Origin of the sequence: Dokdonella sp. (assembly GCF_017744955.1) — a bacterium.
Classification (GTDB): Bacteria; Pseudomonadota; Gammaproteobacteria; order Xanthomonadales; family Rhodanobacteraceae; genus Dokdonella_A.
The window spans coordinates 828,320-853,065 of record NZ_JAGIAG010000001.1 but is presented as its reverse complement, the minus strand read 5'-3'; the positions used below and the strand labels follow the sequence as shown (position 1 = coordinate 853,065).

Below are 24,746 nucleotides of genomic sequence, written 5' to 3'. Positions count from 1 at the left end.
GCGCGGGCCGCGCCCCCTGCCTGCGTCGCTGAACCGACCTTTCGCATCGCCCTGTATGTCCTGCGCGCGAACCCTTTCGCTGCCTCGTTCGCCGTCTCCGACGGCGGCCCCTGTCTTCGTCGCAGTGCGGGCCAGCCTGGGACCGCAAAAACTGCGAAACAGTTCACATTTTAGCGCCGATGGCGCACTCTTTGCGAGAGGATTTCAGCCGAGCAAGCCACCTCCGCCGCCCCGCATGAACCGCCCGACCGATTTCGTCGCGTTCTACCAGCAGCTCGGACTCCGCCCCGACTGCAGCCTGGCCGAACTGAAGAACGCCTATCGACGGCGCGTGGCCGAGCTGCATCCGGACCGCAATCCGCAACACCGTGACGATGCCGAGGCGGCCGCCCGGCTGCAGGAACTGACCGCCGCCTACCAGGCCGCGCTGGCATTCGAGCGGCGCCACGGCCGCCTGCCCGGCGCGCGGGTCCATCCCGATCCAACCCCGTACAGCCGCACCCCGGCGCCCGATCGGCCCGGCGCGACGCGGCCCGAGGCGACGCGGCGGACCGGCCTGCGCCGGACCGTCTTCGCGCTGCTCGCCGCGGCGGCCCTCACCTGGGTGGTGTGGGGCCAGATCGGGCAGGACGAACCCGCCCACGCGCAGGACACCCATGAACAGCGCCGCTTCGTCGCCGTTCCACCGCCGCCGCCCGCGCCCAGCCACAACGAGGAGGAGCGCATCGAAATCGGCATGGACGCGGCCAGCGTGCGCGCGATCGAGGGCCGGCCGGTGATGGAGAACATCGAGCGCTGGGACTACGGCCCGTCGTGGATCGAGTTCGACCACGGCCGCGTCAGCGACTGGTACAGCTCGCGCCTGCGTCCGCTGAAGGTCGCCAGCGCGCGGCCGGCGCCGCGCTGACGGCGATGCGCTCAGCGCGCGCCGCGGCCGAACAGCACGATCTCGACGGTCTGGATCAGGATCATCACGTCGAACAGCAGATTGTGGTTCTTGACGTAGAACAGGTCGTACTTGAGCTTCTCGGCGGCGTCCTCCTCGGACGCGCCGTAGGCGTAGCGCAGCTGAGCCCAGCCGGCCAGACCCGGCTTCACGCTGTGGCGCAGGTTGTAGTAGCGGATCTTCTCGGCCAGCTCGGCGACGAACTGCGGGCGCTCCGGGCGCGGTCCGACCAGGCTCATCTGGCCGCGCAGCACGTTGATCAGCTGCGGCAGCTCGTCCAGGCGGGTCTTGCGGATGATGCGGCCGACGCGCGTCACGCGGTCGTCGTTGCGGGTGGCCCAGCGCGCGACGCCGTCGCGCTCGGCGTCGGTGCGCATGCTGCGGAACTTGGTCAGCGCGAACACCTCGCCGTGCTCGCCGACGCGTTCCTGCCGATACAGGATCGGCTGGCCCTTGCCCGACTCCAGGCGGATCGCCAGCGCGGTCAGCAGCATCAGCGGCCAGGTCAGCGCCAGCACCACCAGCGCGATCGAGACGTCGAACACGCGCTTGATCGCCAGCCGCAGCGGCGAGGTGTCGAAGCCGTCGGAGAACACCAGCCAGGACGGCTCGATCAGCGACAGCTTGATCTTGCCCGACTCTCGCTCGAAGAACGTCGGCAGGTCGGTGATGACGATGCCGGCCTGCTTGCAGTCGAGCAGTTCCTCCATCGGCAGGCCGCCGCGGCGATCGTCGGGACCGACCACGATCTCGTCGATCTGCAGCCGCTCGGCCCAGGCGCGCAGCGGCGCCTCGCGTTCGAGCAGATGCTCCGTCGGCACCGCGACCTCCTCCTCGCCCATGCGCACGAAGCCGACGATGGAAAAGCCGCGCCGGTCGGAGCGGCGGCGCATGCGCTGCGGGATCAGCGCGGCGCGCCGCCCGGAGCCGAGCACCAGCACGCGCCGCTTCAGCGCCTCGGTGTCGACCAGGCGCGCGAACACGACGCGGAACGCGGCGATCGCGACGAAGCCGAACAGCAGGGCGAGGCCGAACACGCCGCGGCCGATGTAAGCCAGCGGAAAGACGTAGTAGACGACAATCAGCGCGATGCCGCCGAGCAGGAAGCCGACCGCCTGCCGCGCCAGCAAACCGAACCAGGTCTCCCGCAGATGCGACTGATACAGCCCGAGCGCCGCCATCCCGCCCGCGATGACCGCCGCGAACAGCAGCGCGCGCGGCCAGATGTATTCGGAGAACCCGACCAGGCTCGGCTCGTCGGACAGGAAACGCAGGTGCGAGGCGAGCTTGACGCACAACGCCAGCAGCACGAGTTCGAGCAGCGCCAGCATCAACAGCCAGCGCGCCGAGCGTTGACGCAACAACTGGAACATCGGACTCGTTCTCCGTGCAGGGCCTCGCGAACCCGTCCGGGGATTCGCCGCGAGCGGCCATCGCCGTCGATCGCGACGACTTGCCGTCCTTCTGCCCCCGCGCACGCTCTGGCGAGGTCGCGAAAGGCCTATCATCTTCGCAGCGCCGCCGCTCGCCAGCAAGGCGCACGCGCGCTGCGCGTTCAATCCTCAGTCAAGGACTTTCTATGTGCGGAATCGTAGCGGCCACCGCCGATCGTGACGTGGTATCGGTGCTGATCGCCGGTCTCAAGGCGCTGGAGTATCGCGGCTACGACTCGGCCGGCATCTCGGTGATCGAGCAGGGACGTCTCGCGCGCGTACGCGCAAAAGGCAAGGTGCGCGAGCTCGAAGCGTTGTACGAATCCGCGCCGGTCGCCGGCAGCACCGGCATCGCGCACACGCGCTGGGCGACGCACGGCGTGCCCAATACGGTGAACGCGCACCCGCACGTCTCCAGCGAACGCGTTGCCATTGTTCACAACGGCATCATCGAGAACCACGCCGAGCTGCGCGAGGAACTGAAGGCGCGCGGCTACCGCTTCGAGTCGGAGACCGACACCGAAGTCATCGCGCACCTGATCGAACAGGCGCTCACCGGCGGCGCGGACCTGCGCTCGGCCGTGGTCGCGACGACCAAGCGCCTGCACGGCGCCTACGCGATCGCGGTGATCAACCGCGACCAGCCCGAGCGCGTCGTCGGCGCGCGCCGCGGCAGTCCGCTGGTGGTCGGCATCGGCGAAGGCGAGAACTTCCTCGGTTCCGACGTGCAGGCGCTGATCAAGCAGACCAACCGCTTCGTCTACCTCGACGAAGGCGACATCGTCGAGATCAGCCGCGAACGCGTCGAGATCTGCGACGCCGACGGCGAGCCGGTCGAGCGGCCGGTCCGCACCAGCGAACTGTCCGCCGACGCGGTCGATCGCGGCGAGTACCGCCACTACATGATCAAGGAGATCCACGAGCAGCCGCGCGCGGTCGCCGACACGCTCGAGGGCCGCATCAGCGAGAACCGCGTGCTGCCGAACATCTTCGGCGTCGACGCCGACCAGCTGCTGGCGCAGGTCAGGCACGTGCAGATCGTCGCCTGCGGCACCAGCTACCACGCCGGCCTGGTGGCGCGTTACTGGCTCGAAGGCATCGCCGGCCTGCCTTGCAGCGTCGAGGTCGCCAGCGAATACCGCTACCGCCACGCGGTGGTGCAGCCCGGCACGCTGTTCCTCGCCGTGTCGCAGTCCGGCGAGACCGCCGACACGCTGGCCGCGCTGCGCGACGGGCGCCGGCGCGGCTATCTCGGCTCGATGGCGATCTGCAACGTGCCCGAGTCCAGCCTGGTGCGCGAATCGGACCTGGTGCTGATGACGCGCGCCGGCCCGGAGATCGGCGTCGCCTCGACCAAGGCGTTCACCACGCAGCTGACCGCACTCGCCCTGCTGGTGCTCGAACTCGCACGCCTGAACGGGCTCGCCAACGACAAGTACGAGCGCCTGGTCGCCGAACTGGCCACGCTGCCGCGCGTGATCGGCGAGGTGCTGCGGCTGGAGCCGGAGATCGCCGCGCTGGCCGAACGCTTCGTGCCGCGCCACCACGCCCTGTTCCTCGGCCGCGGCGTGCATTATCCGGTCGCGCTGGAAGGCGCGCTGAAGCTGAAGGAAATCTCCTACATCCACGCCGAGGCCTATCCGGCCGGCGAACTCAAGCACGGCCCGCTCGCCCTGGTCGACGAGGACATGCCGGTGATCACCGTCGCGCCGAACAACCAGCTGCTCGAGAAGCTGAACTCGAACCTGCAGGAAGTGCGCGCGCGCGGCGGCGAACTGTTCGTGTTCGCCGACACGGACGCGGCGGTCGCGCAGGACACGACGCGCGGCGCGGTGCTGAAGATCGCCTCCGGCGGCAACCTGATCGCGCCGGCGGTGTTCACCGTGCCGCTGCAGATGCTCGCCTACCACGTCGCCGTGCTGCGCGGCACCGACGTCGATCAGCCGCGCAACCTGGCCAAGTCGGTCACGGTCGAATAGGGCAGCCGACGGCCGCGATCACCGCGGGCACGCGCCTGAGCTAGCATAGCTCCGTCAACGGAGCTGCCATGCGCGATCCCGATCCGGTCACGCCGTCGCGCGGCGACGCGGGAGAGTTCGATGCGACCTTGCGGCCGCAGGTGTACCAGCGCCTGCGCGAACTGGCGCGGCGCCAGCTCGCCGGCGAACGCGCGGCGCAGACGCTGGACACCACCGCGCTGGTGCACGAGGCCTGGCTGAACCTCGCCGACGGCGCGCACGGCTTCAACGACCGGGCGCATTTCTACGCCTACGCGGCCACCGCGATGCGGCACATCCTGGTCGACCACGCGCGCCGGCGCATGGCGCGCAAGCGCGGCGGCAACGAGACGCCGCTCGACCTCGACGCGATCGAGATTCCGAGCGCGCACGCGGCCGCCGAGATGCTCGCGCTGAACGAGGCGCTGGACCGCCTCGACGCGCTCGAACCGCGCCTCGCGCGCGTGGTCGAGCTGCGCTTCTTCGCCGGCCTGTCGGTGGAGGAAACCGCCGAGGCGCTCGGCATCGTCGCGCGCAGCGTGGTGCGCGACTGGGCGCGCGCGCGCGTCTTCCTGCAGCAGGCGATCGAATGAGCGGCGGCGCGATCGAGCGGCGCTGGCTCGAACTCGGGCCGTTGTTCGACCGTGCCTTCGAGCTCGACGCGGCGGAGCGCGCACACTTCCTCGCCGGCATCGACGACGCGGAACTGCGCGAGGCGCTGACCGATCTGCTCGAGCAGGCCGGCCGCGCAACGCCGCTCGACGACGGCAGCGGCCGCCTCGCCGCCGCCTTGATCGAGAGCGGCCTGGAAGGCCGCCGCCTCGGCGCCTGGCGCGTCGGCCGCGCGATCGGCGCCGGCGGACAGGCCCACGTATTCGCGGCGATGCGCGCGGACGGCACCTACGAGCAGCAGGCGGCGATCAAGATCCTGCGCTACGGCCTGCACGACGCCTACGAACGCGAACGCTTCGCGCGCGAGCGCGCGATCCTGGCGCGGCTCGACCATCCGCACATCGCGCGCCTGCTCGACGGCGGGCTCACCGAGGAAGGCGTGCCGTGGTTCGCGCTCGAATACGTCGACGGCCAGCCGCTCACCGCCTGGTGCGACGAACGGCGCCTCGACCTCGACGCGCGCCTGGCGCTGTTCGGCGCGATCTGCGCGGCGGTCGACTACGCGCATCGCAACCTCGTCGTGCATCGCGACCTCAAGCCGTCGAACATCCTCGTGCGCGGCGACGGCACGCTCAAGCTGCTCGACTTCGGCATCGCGCGGCTGCTCGACGACGGCGACCGCGACGCGACGCGCACCGAAGCGCGCCTGCTGACGCCGGCCTACGCCGCGCCCGAACAACGCGACGGCGGCGCCGTCACCACCGCCACCGACGTCTACGCGCTCGGCGTGCTGCTGCACGAACTGCTGACCGGCAGCCGTCCGCACTGGCGCGAGGACGCCAGCCTGCGCGCCGCCTCGGCGGCGTTGACCGGCGCCGCGGCGCAGACTCCAGCGCAGGCTCGCGCGAGCGAGCCGCGCGCGCTGCGCAAGCGCGTCGCCGGCGAGCTCGACCTGATCCTCGCCAAGGCCCTGCAACGCGACCCGGCGCAGCGCTACGCCGGCGCCGCCGAACTCGCCGCGGACCTCGACCGCCACGCGCGCGGCGTGCCGATTCGCGCGCGGCCGGATTCGCGGCGCTACCGCGCGGCGAAGTTCGTCGGCCGGCACCGTCTCGGCCTCGCCGTCGGCGCGGCGTTCGCGCTGGCGATCCTCGCCGGCCTCGCCGCGACGCTGTGGCAGGCGCGCGCGGCGCGCGTCGAGGCCGAGCGCGCCGACGCCGCGCGCGACTTCGTGCTGGCGCTGTTCGACGGCGTCACGCCGGATGAGAGCAAGGGTCGCACGGTGTCCGCGCGCGAACTGCTCGACCGCGGCGCCCTGCGCCTGGCCGAGACGTTGAACGCGCAACCCGAACTCGAAGCGGAACTGTCGACCGCGCTGGCGAGCGCCTATCGCCAGCTCGGCGACTACGCGCGCGCCGCCGAACTCGCCGAGCGCGCGCTCGGCCACGGCGACGGCGACGCGGCCCGCGCCGAGGCGCTGGTCGAGCGCGGCCGCATCTTCGCCGCGCAAGGCAAGTTCGAGGAAGCCGAGCGCGACCTGCGCGAGGCACTCGCGCGCTCGCCGGACCGGCGCGGCGGGATCGAGCTGCGCCTGGCCGAAGTGCTGTCCGAACGCGGCCGGCTGCCGGATGCGCGCGCGCTCGCCGAAGCCGCGCTCGCGCGGGCGCGCGGCGACGACGCGGAAACCGAGATGCGCGCACTGGCCGCGCTCGGCGGCATCCGCTTCCGCAGCGGCGACCTCGACGGCGCCGCCGCGACGCTGCGCGAGACACTGGCGCTGCGTCGTGCGCGCGATGGCGAGACGCACACGCAGACCGCCGCGGTCGAGCACGATCTCGGCGTGGTCGTACTTCAGCAAGGCGACGCGAAGGCGGCGGCCGATCTGTTCGCGCAGGCGATGGCGACGCGGCGCACCCTGCTCGGCGCGGAACATCCGGATCTGGCCGAGAGCGAGTTCAACCTCGGCACCGCCCTGCGCCGCCAGGGCGATCGCGCCGGGGCGGCGGAGCGCATTGGCCACGCGGTCGCGTTGCAGAAGAAGCTGCTCGGCGAGAATCATCCGAGCGTCGCCAACGGACTCAACTCGCTCGCCGTGATCGCCTTCGAGCAGGGCGATACGGCCGGCGCGATCACGTATCTCGAAGCGGCGCTGCGCGCGGCTCGCGCGACCTACGGCGACCGGCATCCGACCGTCGCCACGATGCAGAACAACCTCGCCGGCATGCAGCGCAGCGCCGGCCGCTACGACGACGCCGAGACGAACGCGCGCGCGGCGGTGGCGACGACGATCGCGGCGCTCGGCGAGGACCATTATCTCGTCGGCATCGCGCGGCTCGGCCTCGGCAATACGCTGGCCGAGCGCGGTCGCGGCGATGCGGCGCTGGAGGAGATCCGCGCCGCGCACGCGCTGCTCGCGGCCAAGCTCGGCGCCGAACACCAGGACACCCTGCAGGCGCAGGCCGCGCTCGCCGCCGCCTTGCGGCAGACCGGCCAGCTCGACGCCGCGCGCGCCGAGGCGACATCCGCGCTGGCCGCCGGCGAACGCGCGTTCCCGGCCGGGCATCCGCGGCTCGGCAAGCTGCGCCTGATCGCCGCGCGCGTCGCGGCCGAGCGCGGCGACTGCGAAGACGCGCTGCCGCAGCTCGCCGCCGCGGACAAGGAGCTGGCCGCCGGCGGCGCGGCCGTCCGTGTCGATCGCGCCTGGGTCGCGGTCGAGCGCGCGAGCTGCCGGCGCCGCCTGCACGCCGAAGACGCCGACGAGGCCGCGCGCGCGGCACGCGACGCGATCGCCGCGCTGCCGTTCGCGCCGGCCGAACTGGTCGCGGCGAACGCCGCCCTGGTCGCCATGCGCTGACGCCTGCTCTCTCCCGCCGTCGTTTTGCGCTTGCAGCGACGGAATTCCGAGGGAGGGCTTCCCCATGTCGTTTCTGCGTCGTGCGCTCGTGCTGCTCGCGAGCCATGCCGGCCTCGTCGCGGCCGCCACCCGTGCCTGGCTCGGCGCCGCGCCGCGCGCGACCAGTCTGCAAGGCTGCATCGATGCAGCAGCCGACGGCGGCCGCATCGAGAGCGCGACGGACGAGCCGATCACGCAGAACCTCGCCATGCGCGGACGCCGCCTCATGCTGACCGCCGCCGGCTACGCGCCGCGCTTCGTCGGCGCCCGCGTGACCGCCGACGACGGTAGCGGCGGGGTCGGCGAGATCGAGCTGCGGTTGACCGCCTCCGCTTGGAAGACGCAAGGTCACGGCACGAGGATCGCAGGCCGCGACCCAACCGCCGTCTTCCTAGGAAGGTTCCATCTCCGCCGAGTCGGCGCGCTACGGCGCGCGCGTCTACGGCAATGGCGTGGTCGGCAACGGCGAATGCCGCGACCGACTGTTCGCCGGCGGCTTCGACTGCGCGCGGGGCCGCGGGCGCCCAATCCCGTCCGCGGCCTTCGCCGCAAGGCCTACGGAAACGGCTGGGTCAGCGGGAAGCCCTGCACGAGGATGCCGGACACGTTGCTGCCGACGTCGTAGACGTTCAATGCGAGCACGACGACGTCGTCGGAACTCACCGCCGCGCGCAGCGGCGCGCCGTCGTCGAAGCGCACGTTGTCGATCGCGCGCGTCCACAGTTCCGTGCCGGTCTCCGAATAGGCGCGCAGCCGCACCGAACGCAGCGCCTGCGGCGGGCCGTACGGCATCGGCTCGGTGTAGGCCGCCAGCGCCCGCCCGGCGCGATCGCCGACGAGGCCGACCAGCTGCATGCCCGGCATGTCCACCGGCACGCTGTCGGCGCGCCACATCAGCGTGCCGTCGGCGCGAAAGCGCGACAACGCGCTGGCCCAGCCGAACACGTCGTTGGACACGGCGAGTGCGCCGTCGTCCGGCAGCGTCGCGAGCGCATCCACCATGCGCGTGCCGCAGCAGCCGATGTCGAGCGGCACGCCCCACGGCGTCTGCGCGTCGATCCGCAGCAGTTCGTCGCGCATGAACTCGCGGTCGCGGCGCACCACGTAGCCGATGCCGCCGGGCGACAGCGCCACCTCGCCGACCTGGCCGAACGCCGGATCGGCGAACTGGAAGTTCGGCCCGTTGGGAACGCCGTTGGCGTCGTACTTGAGCAGGAACACGCCCACCGTCGGCGTGTTGGTGTCGTCGGCCGTGCCGATCAGCGTGACCGAGCCGTCGGCCGCCACCTGCATGTCGCGCACGCGCGGATAGGACAGCGGCATCGTGGTCACGTTGGCCTGCCACAGCGGCGACAGCGTGGCGAGATCGTAGGCCTGCAGGTCGACCGAACCGCCGCCGATCTTGTCGCGCAGGATCACCGCGTGCCGGGCCGCGTCCACTCCCATGCGCACCGGTTCGATCGCGGCGTAGGTGACCAGCGGAAAATCCGGCCCCAGGCTGCCGGGCGTCGGCAGGAACCCGGCGAGCCGGCTCGAACGGCGCGCGTCGTAGTTGCTGTAGGCCGAGTAGCCGACGATCGGATCGCCGAAGCGGCAGTCGATGCCGAAGGTGGCCAGCTCGCGCGAGCCGAGCGAGGAATGCAGCGGCGTCGGCACGCCGGTGGCGGCCTGGAATCCGTAGACGTGAGCGAAGGCGACGCCGCTGAAGTCGCGGTCGTTGCTGAGCAGGCAGACCTCGCCGGCGGCATTGGCGACCAGTGCGGAGCCATGCGCGAGGTTCTGCTGGAAGGTCCCTCCACCGGCGATCGTGGTTTGCCAGCCGAACGCCGGGCCGGCAACGGCCGCGAGCGCCACTGCGCTCGCGACGGAAAGCAGTCGTTTCATGGTGACTCCCCTGGGTGCGTGCGGAACGCGCGCGCACTATAGCCGCGGCGAACGACGGCCGATTGTCGATTCGCGCACGCTCGCCGCCTGCGCCGATCGCGCTCCAGCCGGCTACCCTATGCCGCCCCCGCCTCGGAGAACCCCGCATGCGCGTCTGCGTCTACTGCGCCTCGAGCGCCCACTGCGACCGCGCCTACCACGACGCCGCCACCGCGCTCGGCCGCAGCCTGGCCGAGGCCGGCTGCACGGTCGTCTACGGCGGCGGCGCGGTCGGCCTGATGGGCGCGCTCGCCAACGCGGCGCTCGCCGCCGGCGGCGAGGTGGTCGGCGTCATTCCGCGCTTCATGACCGAGATCGAATGGCAGCATCCGGACGTGGTCAATCTGGAGATCGTCGAGGACATGCGCGAGCGCAAGCATCGCCTGCTGACCGGCTCGGACGCGGTGGTCGCGCTGCCCGGCGGCAGCGGCACGCTGGAGGAGCTGTTCGAGGCGTTGACCCTGAAGCGGCTCGGGCTCTACTTCAACCCGATCGTGCTGCTCGACACCAACGGCTTCTACCAGCCGCTGCAGCGCTTCATGGAGCAGATCGTCGAGCAGCGCTTCATGAATCGCGAGCACCTGGCGATGTGGTCGCTGGTCGAACGCGTCGAGGACGTGCTGCCGACGATCCGCGGCACGCCGCGCTGGCGCGAGGACGCGCGCGCCTACGCCGCGGTGCGCTGAGCGCGGCCGCGATTCAGTCGAAGCGGCTGAGGTCGCGGTCGGCGTCGCCGTGCGCGGAGCCGCCGCCGTCCGGATCGTCGAACAGGTTGCTGGCCGGCATCTCGTTCGCGCCGTCGCTCTCGGTGCTGCGCGCCACGGCGGGCTCGCTGGCGGCCTTCTGCTTTTCCCAGCGCGTGCGGATCGGGTTGGCCGACTCGGCCGCGTCCAGCGTCAGCAGCAGTTCCTGCTTCTGCTCCTCGGGCAGCTCGGCCCAGTGGCAGTCGGCGAGCGCGCCGGCCATCGAGTAGAGCAGGTTCAGGCTCGGCCGGAAGCCGGCGCGCTTGACCTTGAGGAAGGCCTCGACCGGACCGATGCGCGCGAGATCCTCCGTCGTGCGCACGCCGACCTGGCGCAGCCAGGCGGCGGATTTCGGGCCGACGTTGCGGATCTTGGTGTCGCGACTGCTCATCGTGAGATTCCCCATGCAACGCGCAGGCGGGCGCGGCGCGGATTCATGCGATCGACTCGAGGTAGATCGCGCACAACGCTTCCATGCCGGCGCGGTCGTCCGCGTCGAAGCGCGCGAGGTGCGGACTGTCGACGTCCCATACGCCGATCAGGCGATCGCCGTCGTACAGCGGCACGACGACTTCCGAATTGGAATCGCCGTCGCAGGCGATGTGACCGGCGAATTCGTGCACGTCGGCGACCAGCTGCGTCTCGCGCGTCGCCGCCGCCGTGCCGCACACGCCCTTGCCGAGCGCGATGCGCACACAGGCGGGCTTGCCCTGGAACGGCCCGACGACCAGCTCGCGGCCGTCGAAGAAATAGAAACCGCACCAGTTGATGTCGGGAACCTGCTGCCACACCAGCGCGGCGAAATTCGCCGCATTCGCGACGCGGTCGCGTTCGCCGTGCAGCAAGCCGCGCATCTGCGCGCCGAGTTCGGCGTACAGGGCGGACTTGTCGTCGGTGCGCAGGGCGGCGGCGGTGAACATCGGCGGGCGGGAAGCGGAAAGGTCCACATTCTACCCTTTGACGCGTTCGTGGTATTGCCTATCCTGCGCGAGCACGAATCGCGTGCTCCTCTCCGTCTGCCGATGGCCGCGTCCGTCGATGCTGTGCTCAAGGTGCGCCGGCACCAGCCGACCCGGCTGGAAGGCTTCGTCGACGCCTCGTTCGCGTTCGCCGTGACCTTGCTGGTGATCTCGATCGGCCGCATGCCGACCTCGGTGTCGGAAATGCTCGCCGCGCTGCGCGACGTGCCGACGTTCGCGGCCTGCTTCCTGCTGATCGCGCGGTTGTGGCGCAGCCATCGCGACTGGAGTCGCCACTACGACCTCGACGACGCCGGCGCGGTCCGGCTGAGCCTGCTGCTGGTGTTCCTGGTGCTGATCTACGTCTACCCGCTGCGCATCCTGTTCTCGCTGATGTTCTCCTCGCTCAGCGGCGGCTGGCTGGCCGAGCATGCGGTCGGCATCGGGACGGTGTTCGAACTGCGCGCGGCCTTCGTCGTGTTCGGCATCGGCGGCCTGTCGATCTGGAGCGTGTTCGCGCTGCTGTACCGGCACGCCGAGAAGCAGCACGCGGCCATCGGCCTGTCCGCGGCGGAGCGGCTGGTGACGCGCATGTCGATCCGGCGCAACGTCGTCTTCGCGTCGATCGCGCTGCTGTCGATCGCGCTCGCGGCGACGCTGCCGTTCGCGCAACGGCCGGCGACGATCTGGCTGCCCGGCCTCGCCTATCTGCTGCTGATTCCGGCAGCGGCGCAGGTGCGGCGCGGCGCCGCGCGGGAACTGCAGGCACTGACGGCGGCTTCGTCGTGAATCGCGGCGTCTTCGTCACCGGCACCGATACCGGCATCGGCAAGACCTACGCGAGCGTCGCGCTGCTCGCTTCCCTGCGCGCGCGCGGACTGCGCGCGGTCGGCATGAAGCCGGTCGCCAGCGGCTGCCGCGTCACCCCGCAGGGCCTGCGCAACGAAGACACCGAAGCGCTGATCGCCGCCAGCGAGCCGGCGCCCACGTACGCCGACGGCAATCCGTACGCGTTCGAGCCGGCGATCGCGCCGCACATCGCCGCGCGCGAAGCCGGCGTGGAGATCGAACTCGCGCCGCTGCGCGCCGCATACGCGCGCCTCGCGCGGAGCGCCGATCGCGTCGTCGTCGAGGGCGTCGGCGGCTGGCTCGCGCCGCTGTCGGAAACGCTGATGCAGGCCGACCTCGCACGCGCGCTGGAACTGCCGGTGATCCTCGTCGTCGGCCTGCGCCTGGGCTGCCTCAACCACGCACTGCTCAGCGCGCGCGCGATCCGTGCCGACGGCTGCACGCTGCTCGGATGGATCGCCAACCACATCGATCCGCACATGGCGCGCGCCGAGGAAAACCTGGCCACGCTGCGCGCGCGGCTGGCGGCGCCGCTGCTCGGCGTGCTCGATCACGGCGAGGACCGCAGGGATACGGCACTCTCCGCGGTCCTGGCGTAGCGGCCGCGCGACTCCACGCCACGCGCGGTTGCGCAGCGGGCCTCGTCGCGCTGATAGACTCGCGCCAGTCCCAACGCAGGAACGCCATGGCTACCCGACAGCGCTTCATCTTCTCGATCGACGATCTGCCGAAGGCACGCGGCGAATCGCACGAACTCTCCTTCGGCGGCGGCTCGGCCGAAAGCTTCGCGGCGTTGCTGCAGCAGGCGTTGCGCGAACCGACCCTGTGGCAGCGCTGGAAGGCGATGCAGCCCGATCCGGACGCGGTCGATCCGTCGCTGGGCCAGAACGATCCGTCCGCGACGGTCGAAGCGCACCAGTCCGACGTGCACGTCAGCGTCACCGTCATCACCGTGCTGCCGCACGCGATCATCCAGCACCGCATGACCTTGCTGGTCGGCAAGCATTGGACGCTGCGCGACGTCAGCTCGGCCTGAGCCGCCGTGGCGGTCGATTGACTGCGCCCGCCTTCAGGAGTATGCCTCCGCCATAGCTGTTTCCCTCGGCCTCAAGGGAGATCGATGCGATGGTTGCGACATACGGACCCTCCGGCAGCTGGCGGCGGCCCTCCCTGGATTGGCGGGCGGCGTTCTTCGTCGTCGCGATTCACGCGGCGTTCCTCGTCTGGTTGATCGACACGCGCTGGCACAGGCTGCCGTCGCAGCCCGACCTGGGCATGGTGCTGATCCACTTGTGGGACCCGGCCGCGTCCGTCCAGGCGCCTGCCGCTCCGGCAGTCGCGAAGCCCGCGGCAGCCAAGCCGAAACCCGGCGCCGCTGCGCCCCAGACGACCTCGCGCAACCGCGAACGCAGCGTCGCGGCACCGGAAAGCATTCCGGCCCTGGAAGGCCGCACGCCGCTTGCGTCGGATTCCGATTCGCCGGACGCCGGTGTCGGCGCCCCGGCAGGCAGCGCCGTCGGCGACGATGCGCGGACTTCCTCGGGGCTTCGTGGCGAAGGCGTCCGCAGCGGTCCGCGCTTCCGCTCGCCACGGGTCACGCGCCGCGTGATTCCCGAGTACCCCGCCGCCGCCTTTCGCGCCGGCCAGGAAGGACGGGTCGACGTCCTGGTGACGATCACCGCGGACGGCCGCCCCGTCGACGCCCGCGTCTACCAGTCGAGCGGCACGCCGTCGCTCGACGAGGCCTCGGTCGCCACGGCGCTCAAGTACGGCTACCAGCCGGGCGAGCGCTACGGCACGCCGGTCGAAGCGCAAGGCATCGTGACGATCGACTGGAAGATCGGCCCGACGCAGACGAAGTACATCGGCGCCGGGCCGGTGGCGCAGACGCGAGACGAAGAGCAGCGGCGACTGGACTGCATCGGCACGACCAACTCCCACAGCCTCGAGCTCAAGCGCAGCGCGTCGCTGTGCGGCAAGCCCGAACGCTGACGGGCGACGGCGCGGCCGCCGTCGCCCGTCCGAGCGCGGTCAGCTCGACGCGCCCTTCGTGCGCATGCTGTCCGGCGCCTTGTTCGGATCGGCCGGACGCGCGGGCAGCTTGACCGGCGCGGCCTGGATCGTCTTCTTCAGCTCCTCGATGCCGCGGTCGAGCTGCGGGTCCTTGCCTTGGAGCAGCGAGGCGACGTCCTGCTCGACCACGATGTCCGGATCGACGCCGTGGCCTTCCACCACGTACTGGCCGTCGGCGCTCGCGCTGGCGGATTGCGGCACGAAGATGTTGCCGCCGTCGATCGCCTGCCCCCAGCCGCTGATGCCGACCACGCCGCCCCAGGTGCGCACGCCGATCAGCGGTCCGAGCTTCGCCTGCTTGAACATGTGCGAGAAGATGTCGCCGTCCGAGGCGGTGGTGCCGTTGCACAGCGCGGCGAGATGGCCGAGGAAGGTCTCGTTCGGATAGGTGCCGACCACGTCGAGCCCGCGCGCGTAGTCGAGGCCGAGCAGCTTGCGCGACAAGCGCTCGATGACCATCGCCGAGACGTTGCCGCCGCCGTTGTCGCGCACGTCGACGATCAGGCCCTGCTTGCGCAGCTGCGGGTAGTACCACTTGATGAACTCGCGGATGCCGTCGGCGCCCATGTCGGGGATGTGCAGGTAGCCGATCTCGCCGTTGCTGGCCTTGGCGACGTATTCGCGGTTGTGCTTCACCCAGGCGTAGTAGTTCAGCGGCTCTTCGCTGTCGATCGGCTGCACCAGCACGGTGCGCGCACCGTCGCTGCCGGGCTTGCCGTTCACGGTCAGCTGCACGAGCTGGCCGGGCGCCGTGCGCAGCAGGCGGTACGGGCTGTCGTTGGCGGTCAGCGGCTGCCCGTTGATCGCGACGACGTAGTCGCCCTCCTTCACGTCGATGCCGAGCTCGGTCAGCGGCGAACGGTAGCGCTCCTCGTCGTTCTGGCCTTCCAGGATCTTCGCGATGCGGTACTGGCCGCTGGCGGCGTCGAGCTCGAAACGCGCGCCGAGCAGGCCGACGTGCGGCTTCGGCGGCAGGCCGAGATCGCCGCCGTCGACGTAGGCGTGGCCGATGTTCAGCTCGGCCACCATCTGGCCGAGCAGGTAGTTCAGATCGCTGCGGTCGCCGACCCAGGTCAGCAGCGGCTCGTACTTGGCGCGGATCGCCGGCCAGTCGTAGCCGTGCATGTTCTGCACGTAGAAATAGTCGCGATAGCGGCGCCAGGTCTCGCGGAAGATCTCGGCGTATTCGGCCTTCGGATCGACCAGCGCGAACAGGCCGTCGGTCTTGACGTCCTTCGGCTCCGGCTTGCCCGCGTTGAGGTCGATCAGCTTGAAGGCGCCGTCGCTGCGGATCAGGGCCGTGCTGCCGTCGGCGGCCAGCGAGGCGTCGTCGACGCCTTCGAACAGGTCCGTGCTCTTGCGCTCCTCGAACGACCACGACTTCAGCTTCGACTTGAAGGCGCCGTCGCGACCGTAGTACTGGGCGTCGGTGACGACGTAGAAGATCGCCTTCCTGGAGACTTCGAATCCGGCGATGTTGTCCGGCTCGATCGGCGCGCGCACGAGGCGCGAGTCGATGCCTTCGAAATCGATCCGGTCGTTGACGTCGGCGGCGGCCTTCGGCTTGCCGTCGTCTTTCTTATCGCCCTCGCCTTCCTTCTTCTCCTCGCCGGTCGCGCTGTCGTTGCGCGGCGCGAACGGATTGGCGATGCCCTTGCGCAGCGCCAGCGCGTACAGGCCGGTGTCGCGGTTGGCGGCGAAGTTCCATTCGATGTTGGACAGCTGCGGCGCCCATTCGCGGTTGCCGAGGAAGTACAGGTACTGGCCGTCCGGCGAGAACGAGGGCGAGAACGAATCGAAGTTCGCGTCGCCGACGCGCACGCTCTTGGCGGCGGCGAGGTCGTACACGTGCAGTCGCGGCTTGGTGTCGTTCTTGTCGGTCAGCGAGAACGCCAGGTAGTGGCCGCCCGGTGACCAGACGTGGTCGCGGCGCAGGAACACCGGATCGTGCGCGACCGCCGGCGCCGGCCCGCCGCTCGCCGCGACGATGCGCACGTTGTTGTTGCTGTCGACGAAGGCGATGCGCGCGCCGTCCGGCGACCAGCGCGGCGCGTACAGGCGGCCGAGGGTTTCGCTGGTGAGCTGCTTGGCGTTGCCGCCGTCGGCGTCGCGCACCCAGATCGCTTCCTCGCCGCTCTGGTCGGACACGTAAACGATGCGCTTGCCGTCCGCCGACCAGGCCGCTTCGCGCTCGTGCGCCCCAGGCGTGTGCGTGAGGTTCAGCGTGATGCCTTCCTTGACCGGCACGCTGAACACTTCGCCGCGCGCGGTGAACAGCGCGCGCTTGCCGTTCGCGCTGAGCGCGAAGTCCTCGATCTTGTCCTTGACGCTGCGCTCCTCGGCGCGCGCGCGGACCAGGTCGCTCGGCACGGTGATGTCGAGTGCGCGATCCTGGTTCGCCTGGGTGTCGTACAGGTGCAGCTGGCCGTCGACCTCGAACACGATCTGGCTCTTGCCGTCGCCGCTGGCCCAGCGCGCGTCGGCGCCCTGGTAGTCGGTGAGCTGCTTGGTGTCGCCGCTGCCGGTGTCGTAGCGATACAGGTTCAGGTGCGCGCCGCGGTCGGCGAGGAAGTACACCGCGTCGCCGATCCACACCGGATCGCGATCGGTGTTCGGATCGTTGGTGATGTTCTTCGCCGACTTCGCCGCGAAGTCGTAGATGTACAGGTCCTGCGCCCAGCCGCCGACGTAGCGGTTCCAGGTGCGGAAATCGCGGTACTTCGGCGAGTAGACGATCTTGCTGCCGTCCGGCGAATAGCGGCCGACGCCGGCGACCGGCATCGGCAGGGGAGTCGGCAGGCCGCCGGTCGCGGGCACCGTGTACAGGCGCGGATTGGTTTCGCTGATCGACTGTTCCCACGAGCGGAACAGCACCGCCTTGCCGTCCGGCGTCCAGCCGTAGACCTGGTTGTCGAAGCCCCAGCGCTGCGGCAACGGCCCCTTCGCCGGATAGAACGTCAGCTGCTTGGGCTCACCGCCGCCGGCGGCGATCGTGTAGACCTGGTCGTCGCCGCCGTACTGGCCGGTGAAGGCGATCGTCGAGCAGTCCGGCGAGAAGCGCGCGGACTCTTCGAGGCCGGGCCCGGCGGTCAGGCGGGCGGCCGTGCCGCCCTGGGTCGAGGCGGTCCACAGATCGCCGGCGTAGGTGAATACGACCTTGTCGCCGCAGACGTCGGGGAAACGCAGCAGCTTGGTGCCGGCGAACGCGGCGGGCGAGAGGAACAGGCCGGCAAGGATGGCGAGCGAGAGAGGGCGACGCGCGGACATGGGCGGGGCTTTCCGTATTCGGACGGAGGAGCCTCGATCTTGCACTAGCCACGCGGCGGCGCCTGCGCCGGAAGTCACGCCCGGCCGGCGCTGCGTCGCGACAAAGCCATTTCAGTACGCGAATTCGCGGAACACGCGGTCGACGTCGCCGTTCCAGGGACCGTGGAAGAGTTCCAGCTTGCGCTCGGCCGGCGTCTGGTTCGCATCGACGATCTGCAGCAGCGCGTCGAGGAAGATGCGTTCGTCGGCGCCGGCCGGCGTCAGGCATGCGCGTCGGCGCAGACCTTCGGCGGCGATCTTCAAGGCCTCGTCGGCGAGGTCGCGCACCGTGCCGCGAGCGCCGCCGATCCGCGCCGGCAGCTTGAGTGCGTGCTTCGGCACGCCGTCGCGCAAGGCGTGGCGCTCCTCGCGCGTGAAGTCCTTGACCAGGTCCCAGGCCGCGTCGAGCGCGGTCGCGTCGTAGAGCAGGCCGACCCAGAACGCCGGCAGCGCGCACAAGCGGCCCCACGGACCGCCGTCGGCGCCGCGCATCTCGAGGTATTTCTTCAGGCGCACCTCGGGGAACGCGGTGGTGGTGTGGTCGGCCCAGTCGCGCAAGGTCGGCTTCACGCCCGGGAGTTCGGCCAGTTCGCCGGCCATGAACTTGCGGAACGACTTGCCGGCGAGGTCGACGTACTCGCCGTCGCGATAGCTGAAGTACATCGGCACGTCGAGCAGGTAGTCGACGTAGCGCTCGTAGCCGAAGCCTGGCTCGAACACGAAGTCGAGCATGCCGGTGCGATCCGGATCGGTGTCGGTCCAGATGTGCGAGCGATAGCTCTGGTAGCCGTTCGGCTTGCCCTCGGTGAACGGCGAATCGGCGAACAGCGCGGTCGCGATCGGCTGCAAGGCGAGCCCGACGCGGAATTTCTTCACCATGTCCGCTTCGTCGGCGTAGTCGAGGTTGACCTGCACGGTGCAGGTGCGCGTCATCATGTCGAGGCCGAGCTTGCCGACCTTCGGCATGTACTCGCGCATGATCTTGTAACGGCCCTTCGGCATCCACGGCATGTCCTCGCGCCGCCACTTCGGCTGGAAGCCCATGCCGAGGAAGCCGAGACCGATCTCGTCGGCGACCGCCTTGACCTCGCGCAGGTGCTGCGAGACCTCCGCGCAAGTCTGGTGGATCGTCTCCAGCGGCGCACCGGACAGTTCGAGCTGCCCCGCCGGCTCCAAGGTGACCGAAGCGTTCTCGCGCAGGAGCGCGATCAGCTTGCCGTGCTCGGTGACCGGCTGCCAGCCGAAGCGCGTCATGCCTTCCAGGAGAGCGCCGATGCCCTGCTCGCCTTCCCAGGTCGGCGGACGCAGGTCGCTGAGCCGGAAGCCGAACTTCTCGTGCTCGGTGCCGATGCGCCAGGCGGACGCCGGCTTCTCGCCGGCGGCGAGGTACTCCACCAGCTCGGCGCGGCCGGAGATCGGGGTTTCTTTGACGGCGGAAGGTCCGGACACGGGGCAACCTCGGCTGGGAGCACCGCACTATGGGGCTTGCGCGGATTCCTTAAAAGGGTGCCCGGCGGCCGGGTCCGGCCAGACTTGGGCGAACCAGGTCTTCGCCTCCTCGATGAAGACCAGTTGCGCGGCCGACAACGCGCTCTTGCGGTCGTAGGCGAGCAGAATGCGCTGCAGCGGCAGCGGGTCGGAGATTGGCCTGCGCACCAGCGGCTGGCCGTCGTAGCTGACGTCGCCGTGCGGGCGCGAGTACGCCACTGCGATGCCGAAGCGGTTCGCCACCATGCTGCGCTGCAGTTCGAACGAGCCGGTGCGCACCGCCCGCGTCGGCCGCACGCCGCGCAGATGGAACAGTTCGAGCACGTGCTGCCAGCTCTGCGCCTGGTCGGTCATGATCAGCGGCTCCTCGGCCAGCTCGGCCAGCGACACCGCCGCCTTGGCGGCCAGGGCGTGATCGGCCGGCAGCAGCGCCTGCGGCGCCAGCTCGCACAGCACCGTCGTGGCCACCGTCGCCGGCAGGCCCAGGTCGTAGCTGAGCGCGATGTCGACGGCGCCGTCGTCGAGGCGACGGCCGATCGTGTCGAATCCTTCTTCGCGCACGGTCACGCCGATCGCCGGATACTTCGCGCGCAGCCGGGCCAGGATCGACGGCACGCAGTACGGCGCCAGATCCTCGAAGCAACCGAGCACGAATTCGCCGCTGGGCAGCGCGTTGTCGCCGGCGAGCGCCTCCAGCGCCTCGACCTCGGCCAGCACCTGCCGCGCCTTGGCCGCCACCGCCTGCCCGAACGCGGTCAGCGAGACGCCGGCGCCGCGCTGGCGCACGAACACCTGACGGCCGAAGAACTCCTCGATCTGGGTGATCGCCATCGAGATCGACGGCTGCGAGACGTGCAGCGCCCGCGACGCCTCGGTCAGATTGCCGTAGCGCGCGGCGGCCAGCGCGTAGCGCAGCTGTCGCAGGGTCAGATTCATTGGATTTCCTGATGAGGCAACGAGGTATTTGATATTTCTCTTTTTTGCAAAATCACGCCCACACTCCGACCCCACAGGACGGATAGGCGGATAGACGTCTATCGCACTCGGACGAATGGTCTCCTCGACATTCTGTCAGGAAACATGAACGGTCCGCCGCCGCCCGCACCGCGGCGGCGGCCCACTCGCCGTGTCCGGCATCTCGATGGGGGTACTCGCAATGACAATGGGTAGACACTTCATTCGGCCGGTCCTGGCCTCGCTGACGGTGGCCGCCGCCACCGCCGCGGCGGCCCCGGACAGTCCGCTTCGTTCTTCCGTGACCACGCACGTCGCGCCGAAGGCCGCCAGGGTCAAGACGCTCTTCGGCGGCACCCTGTACGACCAGAGCACCGGCGGCCGCTTCGTCGCATCCTACGAGAATGCCGCTCCTTCATCGGCGGCTGCGGACCGCTCCATCGCCGCAGACGATTTCGTCGTCGAGGACCCGGCGGGCTGGAGCGTGACCGGCTTCGCCTTCGACGCCGCAGCGCCGCGCGACTCGGCGTCGCCGCCGACGGTCTCGCTGCTAGTCTATGCCGACGCCGGCAACGGCGCACCCGGCGCGAAGGCGCTGTGCTCGGCGCCGTCCACGACGGTCGACTACGATGCCACGAGTCGGCGGATCACGCTGCCGCTGGCCTCGCCCTGCGTGCTGCCGGCCGGCCGCTACTGGGCCGCCTGGTCGTTCGACGCGGCCGAGCATGGCGGCGGCTGGAACTGGGGCCGGATCGAGACGCAGCGCAACCAACCCGCGCTGCACCGGAACGGCAGCGGCGACGCCACTGCCTCGTGCACGACCGACGGAGGCACGCCCGCCGGGTGCGGCGCGCTCGACACCCGCCCGCGCGACTACGGCTTCAGCGTGCTCGGCCACGTCGGCCGCGGCGCCGGCGACCTGGCCATCAGCCTGCACGTGACGCCGTACACCGGCGATCCGAACGAGTGCGGCAACGACACCGAGGTCGAGGTCAACGTCGGCGACCAGGTCAACCTCTGCTATACGCTGACCAACAACGGCACCGCCGCGCTCGCCTATCAGTCGGTCGTCGACAGCCTCGACGGCGCAGTCGTCACCTACGATCCGACGCCGATCGGCCCCGGCCAGAGCCACACCTACGTACGCACGATCGTGGCGACGGCCGACACCCAGCGCACGGCGAGCTGGACCAGCTACCAGACCCTGCCCCGCTACGCCTACGACGACTCGGTCGCACCGAACTTCGTCGACATCTCCGCGACCGGCACGCCGATGGGCTTCGTGCCCGGCGACGGCTGGGGCAACGAGACCGGCTACGTCGCCGCACCGTTCCCGCTGCGCTTCTACGGGCGCCAGTCGAGCGACCTGTGCCTGGCCATCGACGGCCTGCTGCAATTCGCCGACGCGAGCTGCACGCCGCCGCAGGGCTCGACCCCGCCGCCTGGCTTCTCGTTCAACGAGGACATCCCGAGCACGTTCGGCACCGAAGTGCCGACCTACCTCGCACCGATGTGGATGGACCTCGACGACGTGTCCGGCGACGTCTACGTGCAGACGCTGGGCACCGCGCCGAACCGCACCTACGTGGTGCAGTGGCACGACCTGGAGAGCTACGCCATCGCGACCAGCTCGGCCACGTTCGAGATCGTCTTCCGCGAAAACAGCGACACGATCCGCTTCGAATACCTGTCGACGGCGTTCGGCAACGATGCCGACAACGGCAACTGGGCGACGGTCGGCCTGCAGGCCGATCCGCACGGCCTGTACACGAAGTACTCCTACCGTCAGCCGGCGCTGCGGCCCAATTCGGCGATCGAGTGGACCTACACCCCGGAGGTCAGCTCGGCCGCGGACAGCGGCGAGGTGCGCATTTCGGCCGGCGACCCGACGCTCGCCGTCGCACAGGCCTCGCTGACGGCGGTGACCGGTCCCGGCGGCAGCACGACGCGCAGCCTGACCATCGCCAACACCGGCAACCGCGACCTGCACTGGAGCCTGGGCGAAGCGCCCGGCGGCACGCAGGCGCACTTCCCGAAGACGCCGCGCTACCTCGCGCCGTTGCGGCTCGACGCCGCCGCGCCGGTGCCGGGCACGACCTTCGGCGGCACGCTCGCCGCCCAGCGCCCGCGCGGCGCCGCGGCCGCGCCGCATGCGCCAACCGGCGCGTTCGCCGTGCCGGCCTACGGCATCAGCGCGCTGCTGCCGGGCCTGGTGTCCTTCGACGCGCTCGCTCCGGCGGCCACCTACACCCCGGTCAACAACAGCAGCGACTGGATCTACGCGGCGACCTTCGTCGGCAACGACTTCAGCAAGCTCTACGTGATCGTCAACGACAGCTGGGAGCTGATGCCCGGCACCTACGGCACGGTCGACACCGCGACGGGTGCGTTCACCGAACTGGGCCAGATCACCGGTGCCGAGACGCGCACCTGGGGCGGCCTGACCGAAGACCCGCTCACCGGCACGGTGTACGCGGTCAACTTCCTCGACCAGTTCGGCAGCGCCGGCGCGACGCTGTACACGATCGACTTCGCGACCGGCCAGGCCACCCGCATCGGCCCGATCGACGGTCCCGGCGTGCATCCGGTGCGCTACATCTCCGGCATCGCGGTGTCGCCGGCCGGCCTGATGTACGGCATCGATCTGTACGGCCAGAGCCTGATCGCCATCGACAAAACCACCGGCGCGGCCAGCGTGATCGACGGCTTCGGCCTCAACGTGCAGTACGTGCAGGACCTCAAGTTCGATGCGCAGACCGGCGACCTGTACTGGGCCGCGTTCTACGTCGACTCGACCACCAACCAGCCGGTCGGCGAGATGCGCGTGATCGATCCGCTGACCGCCGCCTCGCAGGCGATCGGCACCCTGCCGGCGGCCGGCGAATTCCCGTTCGACGAGATGAGCGCGCTGGCGATCGCCAAACCGTCGGTCGGCTGCTCGGCTCCCGGCGAGGTGCCGTGGCTGTCGCTCAGTCCGACCAGCGGCACGATCCTCGCCGACGGCGCGCCGCAGGACGTCACCGTCACGCTCGATGCCAGCGGGCTCAGCCCGGGCCTGCACCAGGCCACGATCTGCGTGTTCAGCGACGACCCGCGCCACCAGCGCGTGGCGGTGCCGGTGTCCTTCGCGGTGACGCCGTCCGAGCCGCTGTACGACCAGGCCGTCGAGAGCACCGACGTGCACGCGTTCAACAACACCATCGTGGCGCCGCCGGAAACCGAAGGCCTGTCCGCCGAAGGCGCCGACGACTTCGTCGTCACCGGCAACGGATGGGCGGTGTCCGGCTTCGAGTTCTCCGCCTACGGCAACAACGGCAATCCGCTGCCGCCGACGGTGAACCTGCGCATCCTCGCCGACGACGGCAACGGCCGTCCCGGCAACGACGCGCTGTGCTCGGCCCATGGCGTGCCGGCGATTCCCCTGGATGCGCCCGCCAACCGCATCGGCGTCTGGTTGACGCAGAACTGCCCGCTCGTGCCGGGCACGTACTGGGTGGCGTGGTCGTTCGCCGACGTCGACATCTCCTCGCCGATCCTCGGCTTCTGGGGCGCCACCAGCGAGCAGCACAACCAGCCGGCGGTGTGGCGCAATCCGGGAGGCATGCTCGGCACCGGCTGTTCGGCCTGGTCGACCTTCGACCAGTGCCCGAACATGTTCGCGGCGGGCTCGAAGGACTTCGGCTTCTCGGTGTTCGGCGACGCCGCGCCGGTCAATTGCAGCGACGTGATCTTCGACGACGGCTTCGAGCAGGGCGGCGGCAGCTGCCCGAGCGCACGGGGCGCCCGCGACTGATCCTTCGACGCCGCAGCAATCCGCAGCCGCCGCGCAGCGGCGGCTGCTTCCCGGCGTGCGCCGCTTCGGCGCAAGTCCGCACCGACCACACGGGGCGCAGCGTCGCGGCGAGCGGCCGCGCCGCACACCCCTCTTCCCGCTGACGACAAGGACGGCCTTTCCCAATGAACCTGCGTCTCGACACGACCGCAGAATCGATCCCGACCGCCGCGTACACCGTCCGCCGCGGCGTACCCGCCGACGCCGCGGACCTGGCCAGCTTCGCCGCGCGCACCTTCACCGACACCTATGGCGAGTACAACAGTCCGGCGAACCTCGCGATGCACCTGACGTCGACCTACAGCCTCGCCCAGCAGACGCGCGAGCTCGGCGACGCCGGCATCGTCACCTTGCTCGCCCATCGGTACGCGCAGCTGGTCGCCTACGCGCAGGTCCGCCGCGGTCCGCCGCCGCCCTGCGTCGGCGGAGCCGCGCCGGTCGAGCTGTTGCGCTTCTACGTGGACAAGTCCCATCACGGCGCCGGTGTCGCCCAGCGCCTGTTCGAAGAGGCACGCCGCGCCGCCGCCGCGCTCGGCGGCGCCGAGCTCTGGCTGAAGGTCTGGGAGCGCAATCCGCGCGCGATCGCGTTCTACCGCAAATGCGGCTTCGTCGACGTCGGCGTCGCGGATTTCTTCGTCGGCGTCGACCGGCAGACCGATCGTGTGCTGGTGCTGGACCTGCGCGACGGGCCGGCACGCACGCCGAGCTGAGCCGGCCCGTCGGCCGCCACCCACCGTC

General features: G+C 70.6%; 19 protein-coding genes. 12 read left to right on the top strand and 7 right to left on the bottom strand.

Annotation, left to right across the window (positions count from 1 at the left end):
- Positions 1-235: 235 nt before the first annotated feature.
- Positions 236-907, top strand: a complete 672-nt coding sequence (locus tag J7520_RS03510) for a DnaJ domain-containing protein (protein WP_291184033.1) — start codon at positions 236-238, stop codon at positions 905-907.
- Positions 908-918: 11 nt separating this feature from the next.
- Here J7520_RS03510 and J7520_RS03505 read toward each other — a convergent pair whose 3' ends face one another.
- Positions 919-2,319, bottom strand: a complete 1,401-nt coding sequence (locus J7520_RS03505) for a TIGR03013 family XrtA/PEP-CTERM system glycosyltransferase (protein WP_291184029.1) — start codon at positions 2,317-2,319, stop codon at positions 919-921.
- A gap of 206 nt (positions 2,320-2,525) precedes the next feature.
- Here J7520_RS03505 and glmS point away from each other — a divergent pair, with 206 nt between their 5' ends.
- The 4 genes from glmS to J7520_RS03485 all read left to right on the top strand — a co-directional run bounded on the left by glmS (position 2,526) and on the right by J7520_RS03485 (position 8,506).
- Entirely contained in the window at positions 2,526-4,358 is a 1,833-nt protein-coding gene (gene glmS / locus J7520_RS03500) for a glutamine--fructose-6-phosphate transaminase (isomerizing) (protein ID WP_291184027.1), read from the top strand.
- Between the two features lie 68 nt (positions 4,359-4,426).
- Complete coding sequence (locus J7520_RS03495; protein ID WP_291184025.1) at positions 4,427-4,969, top strand: ECF-type sigma factor; 543 nt, start codon at positions 4,427-4,429, stop codon at positions 4,967-4,969.
- Positions 4,966-7,842 (top strand): serine/threonine-protein kinase, encoded by a 2,877-nt coding sequence (locus J7520_RS03490; protein WP_291184022.1) that lies wholly within the window; start codon positions 4,966-4,968, stop codon positions 7,840-7,842. The genes J7520_RS03495 and J7520_RS03490 overlap by 4 nt, the downstream gene beginning before the upstream one ends.
- 64 nt (positions 7,843-7,906) lie before the next feature.
- Positions 7,907-8,506, top strand: a complete 600-nt coding sequence (locus J7520_RS03485) for a hypothetical protein (protein ID WP_291184019.1) — start codon at positions 7,907-7,909, stop codon at positions 8,504-8,506.
- Here the strand turns inward: J7520_RS03485 and J7520_RS03480 are convergent.
- A complete protein-coding gene (locus J7520_RS03480) occupies positions 8,437-9,765 on the bottom strand; it encodes a hypothetical protein (RefSeq protein WP_291184016.1) in 1,329 nt (442 codons plus the stop codon). The genes J7520_RS03485 and J7520_RS03480 overlap by 70 nt on opposite strands.
- 146 nt (positions 9,766-9,911) lie before the next feature.
- On the opposite strand from J7520_RS03480, the gene J7520_RS03475 reads away from it, so the two are divergent.
- Positions 9,912-10,490 carry a TIGR00730 family Rossman fold protein gene (locus J7520_RS03475; protein ID WP_291184013.1) on the top strand — a complete coding sequence of 193 codons (579 nt, stop codon included), beginning with the start codon at positions 9,912-9,914 and terminating at the stop codon, positions 10,488-10,490.
- 13 nt (positions 10,491-10,503) lie between these two features.
- Here J7520_RS03475 and J7520_RS03470 read toward each other — a convergent pair whose 3' ends face one another.
- Positions 10,504-10,938 (bottom strand): TfoX/Sxy family protein, encoded by a 435-nt coding sequence (locus J7520_RS03470; protein ID WP_291184010.1) that lies wholly within the window; start codon positions 10,936-10,938, stop codon positions 10,504-10,506.
- A gap of 43 nt (positions 10,939-10,981) precedes the next feature.
- Positions 10,982-11,467 carry a GAF domain-containing protein gene (locus tag J7520_RS03465; protein WP_291184007.1) on the bottom strand — a complete coding sequence of 162 codons (486 nt, stop codon included), beginning with the start codon at positions 11,465-11,467 and terminating at the stop codon, positions 10,982-10,984.
- Positions 11,468-11,569: 102 nt separating this feature from the next.
- On the opposite strand from J7520_RS03465, the gene J7520_RS03460 reads away from it, so the two are divergent.
- The 4 genes from J7520_RS03460 (at position 11,570) to J7520_RS03445 (ending at position 14,347) form a co-directional block, all read left to right on the top strand.
- A complete protein-coding gene (locus tag J7520_RS03460) occupies positions 11,570-12,295 on the top strand; it encodes a TMEM175 family protein (protein ID WP_291184004.1) in 726 nt (241 codons plus the stop codon).
- Positions 12,292-12,954: a dethiobiotin synthase gene (bioD, locus tag J7520_RS03455; protein ID WP_291184001.1), complete on the top strand. Its 663-nt coding sequence runs from the start codon at positions 12,292-12,294 to the stop codon at positions 12,952-12,954. Before J7520_RS03460 ends, bioD begins: the two co-directional genes overlap by 4 nt.
- A gap of 86 nt (positions 12,955-13,040) precedes the next feature.
- Positions 13,041-13,391, top strand: coding sequence for a hypothetical protein (locus J7520_RS03450; protein WP_291183998.1), 351 nt, complete (start codon positions 13,041-13,043; stop codon positions 13,389-13,391).
- Between the two features lie 89 nt (positions 13,392-13,480).
- Positions 13,481-14,347 carry an energy transducer TonB gene (locus J7520_RS03445; RefSeq protein WP_291183995.1) on the top strand — a complete coding sequence of 289 codons (867 nt, stop codon included), beginning with the start codon at positions 13,481-13,483 and terminating at the stop codon, positions 14,345-14,347.
- A 39-nt stretch (positions 14,348-14,386) separates the two neighbouring features.
- Here the strand turns inward: J7520_RS03445 and J7520_RS03440 are convergent, their stop codons facing one another.
- From J7520_RS03440 to J7520_RS03430, 3 genes are all read right to left on the bottom strand, one after another.
- Positions 14,387-17,695 carry a S41 family peptidase gene (locus J7520_RS03440; RefSeq protein ID WP_291183991.1) on the bottom strand — a complete coding sequence of 1,103 codons (3,309 nt, stop codon included), beginning with the start codon at positions 17,693-17,695 and terminating at the stop codon, positions 14,387-14,389.
- A 111-nt stretch (positions 17,696-17,806) separates the two neighbouring features.
- Positions 17,807-19,183 carry a glutamate--cysteine ligase gene (locus tag J7520_RS03435; protein ID WP_291183988.1) on the bottom strand — a complete coding sequence of 459 codons (1,377 nt, stop codon included), beginning with the start codon at positions 19,181-19,183 and terminating at the stop codon, positions 17,807-17,809.
- Positions 19,184-19,210: 27 nt separating this feature from the next.
- Complete coding sequence (locus J7520_RS03430) at positions 19,211-20,158, bottom strand: LysR family transcriptional regulator (RefSeq protein ID WP_291183985.1); 948 nt, start codon at positions 20,156-20,158, stop codon at positions 19,211-19,213.
- A gap of 319 nt (positions 20,159-20,477) precedes the next feature.
- On the opposite strand from J7520_RS03430, the gene J7520_RS03425 reads away from it, so the two are divergent.
- Both J7520_RS03425 and J7520_RS03420 read left to right on the top strand, forming a co-directional pair.
- The gene (locus tag J7520_RS03425; RefSeq protein WP_291183981.1) at positions 20,478-23,969 is read left to right on the top strand and encodes a hypothetical protein; all 3,492 of its coding nucleotides are present in this window, start codon (positions 20,478-20,480) and stop codon (positions 23,967-23,969) included.
- 164 nt (positions 23,970-24,133) lie between these two features.
- On the top strand, positions 24,134-24,718 hold the full coding sequence (locus tag J7520_RS03420; RefSeq protein WP_291183978.1) for a GNAT family N-acetyltransferase: 585 nt from the start codon (positions 24,134-24,136) through the stop codon (positions 24,716-24,718).
- Positions 24,719-24,746: the final 28 nt, after the last annotated feature.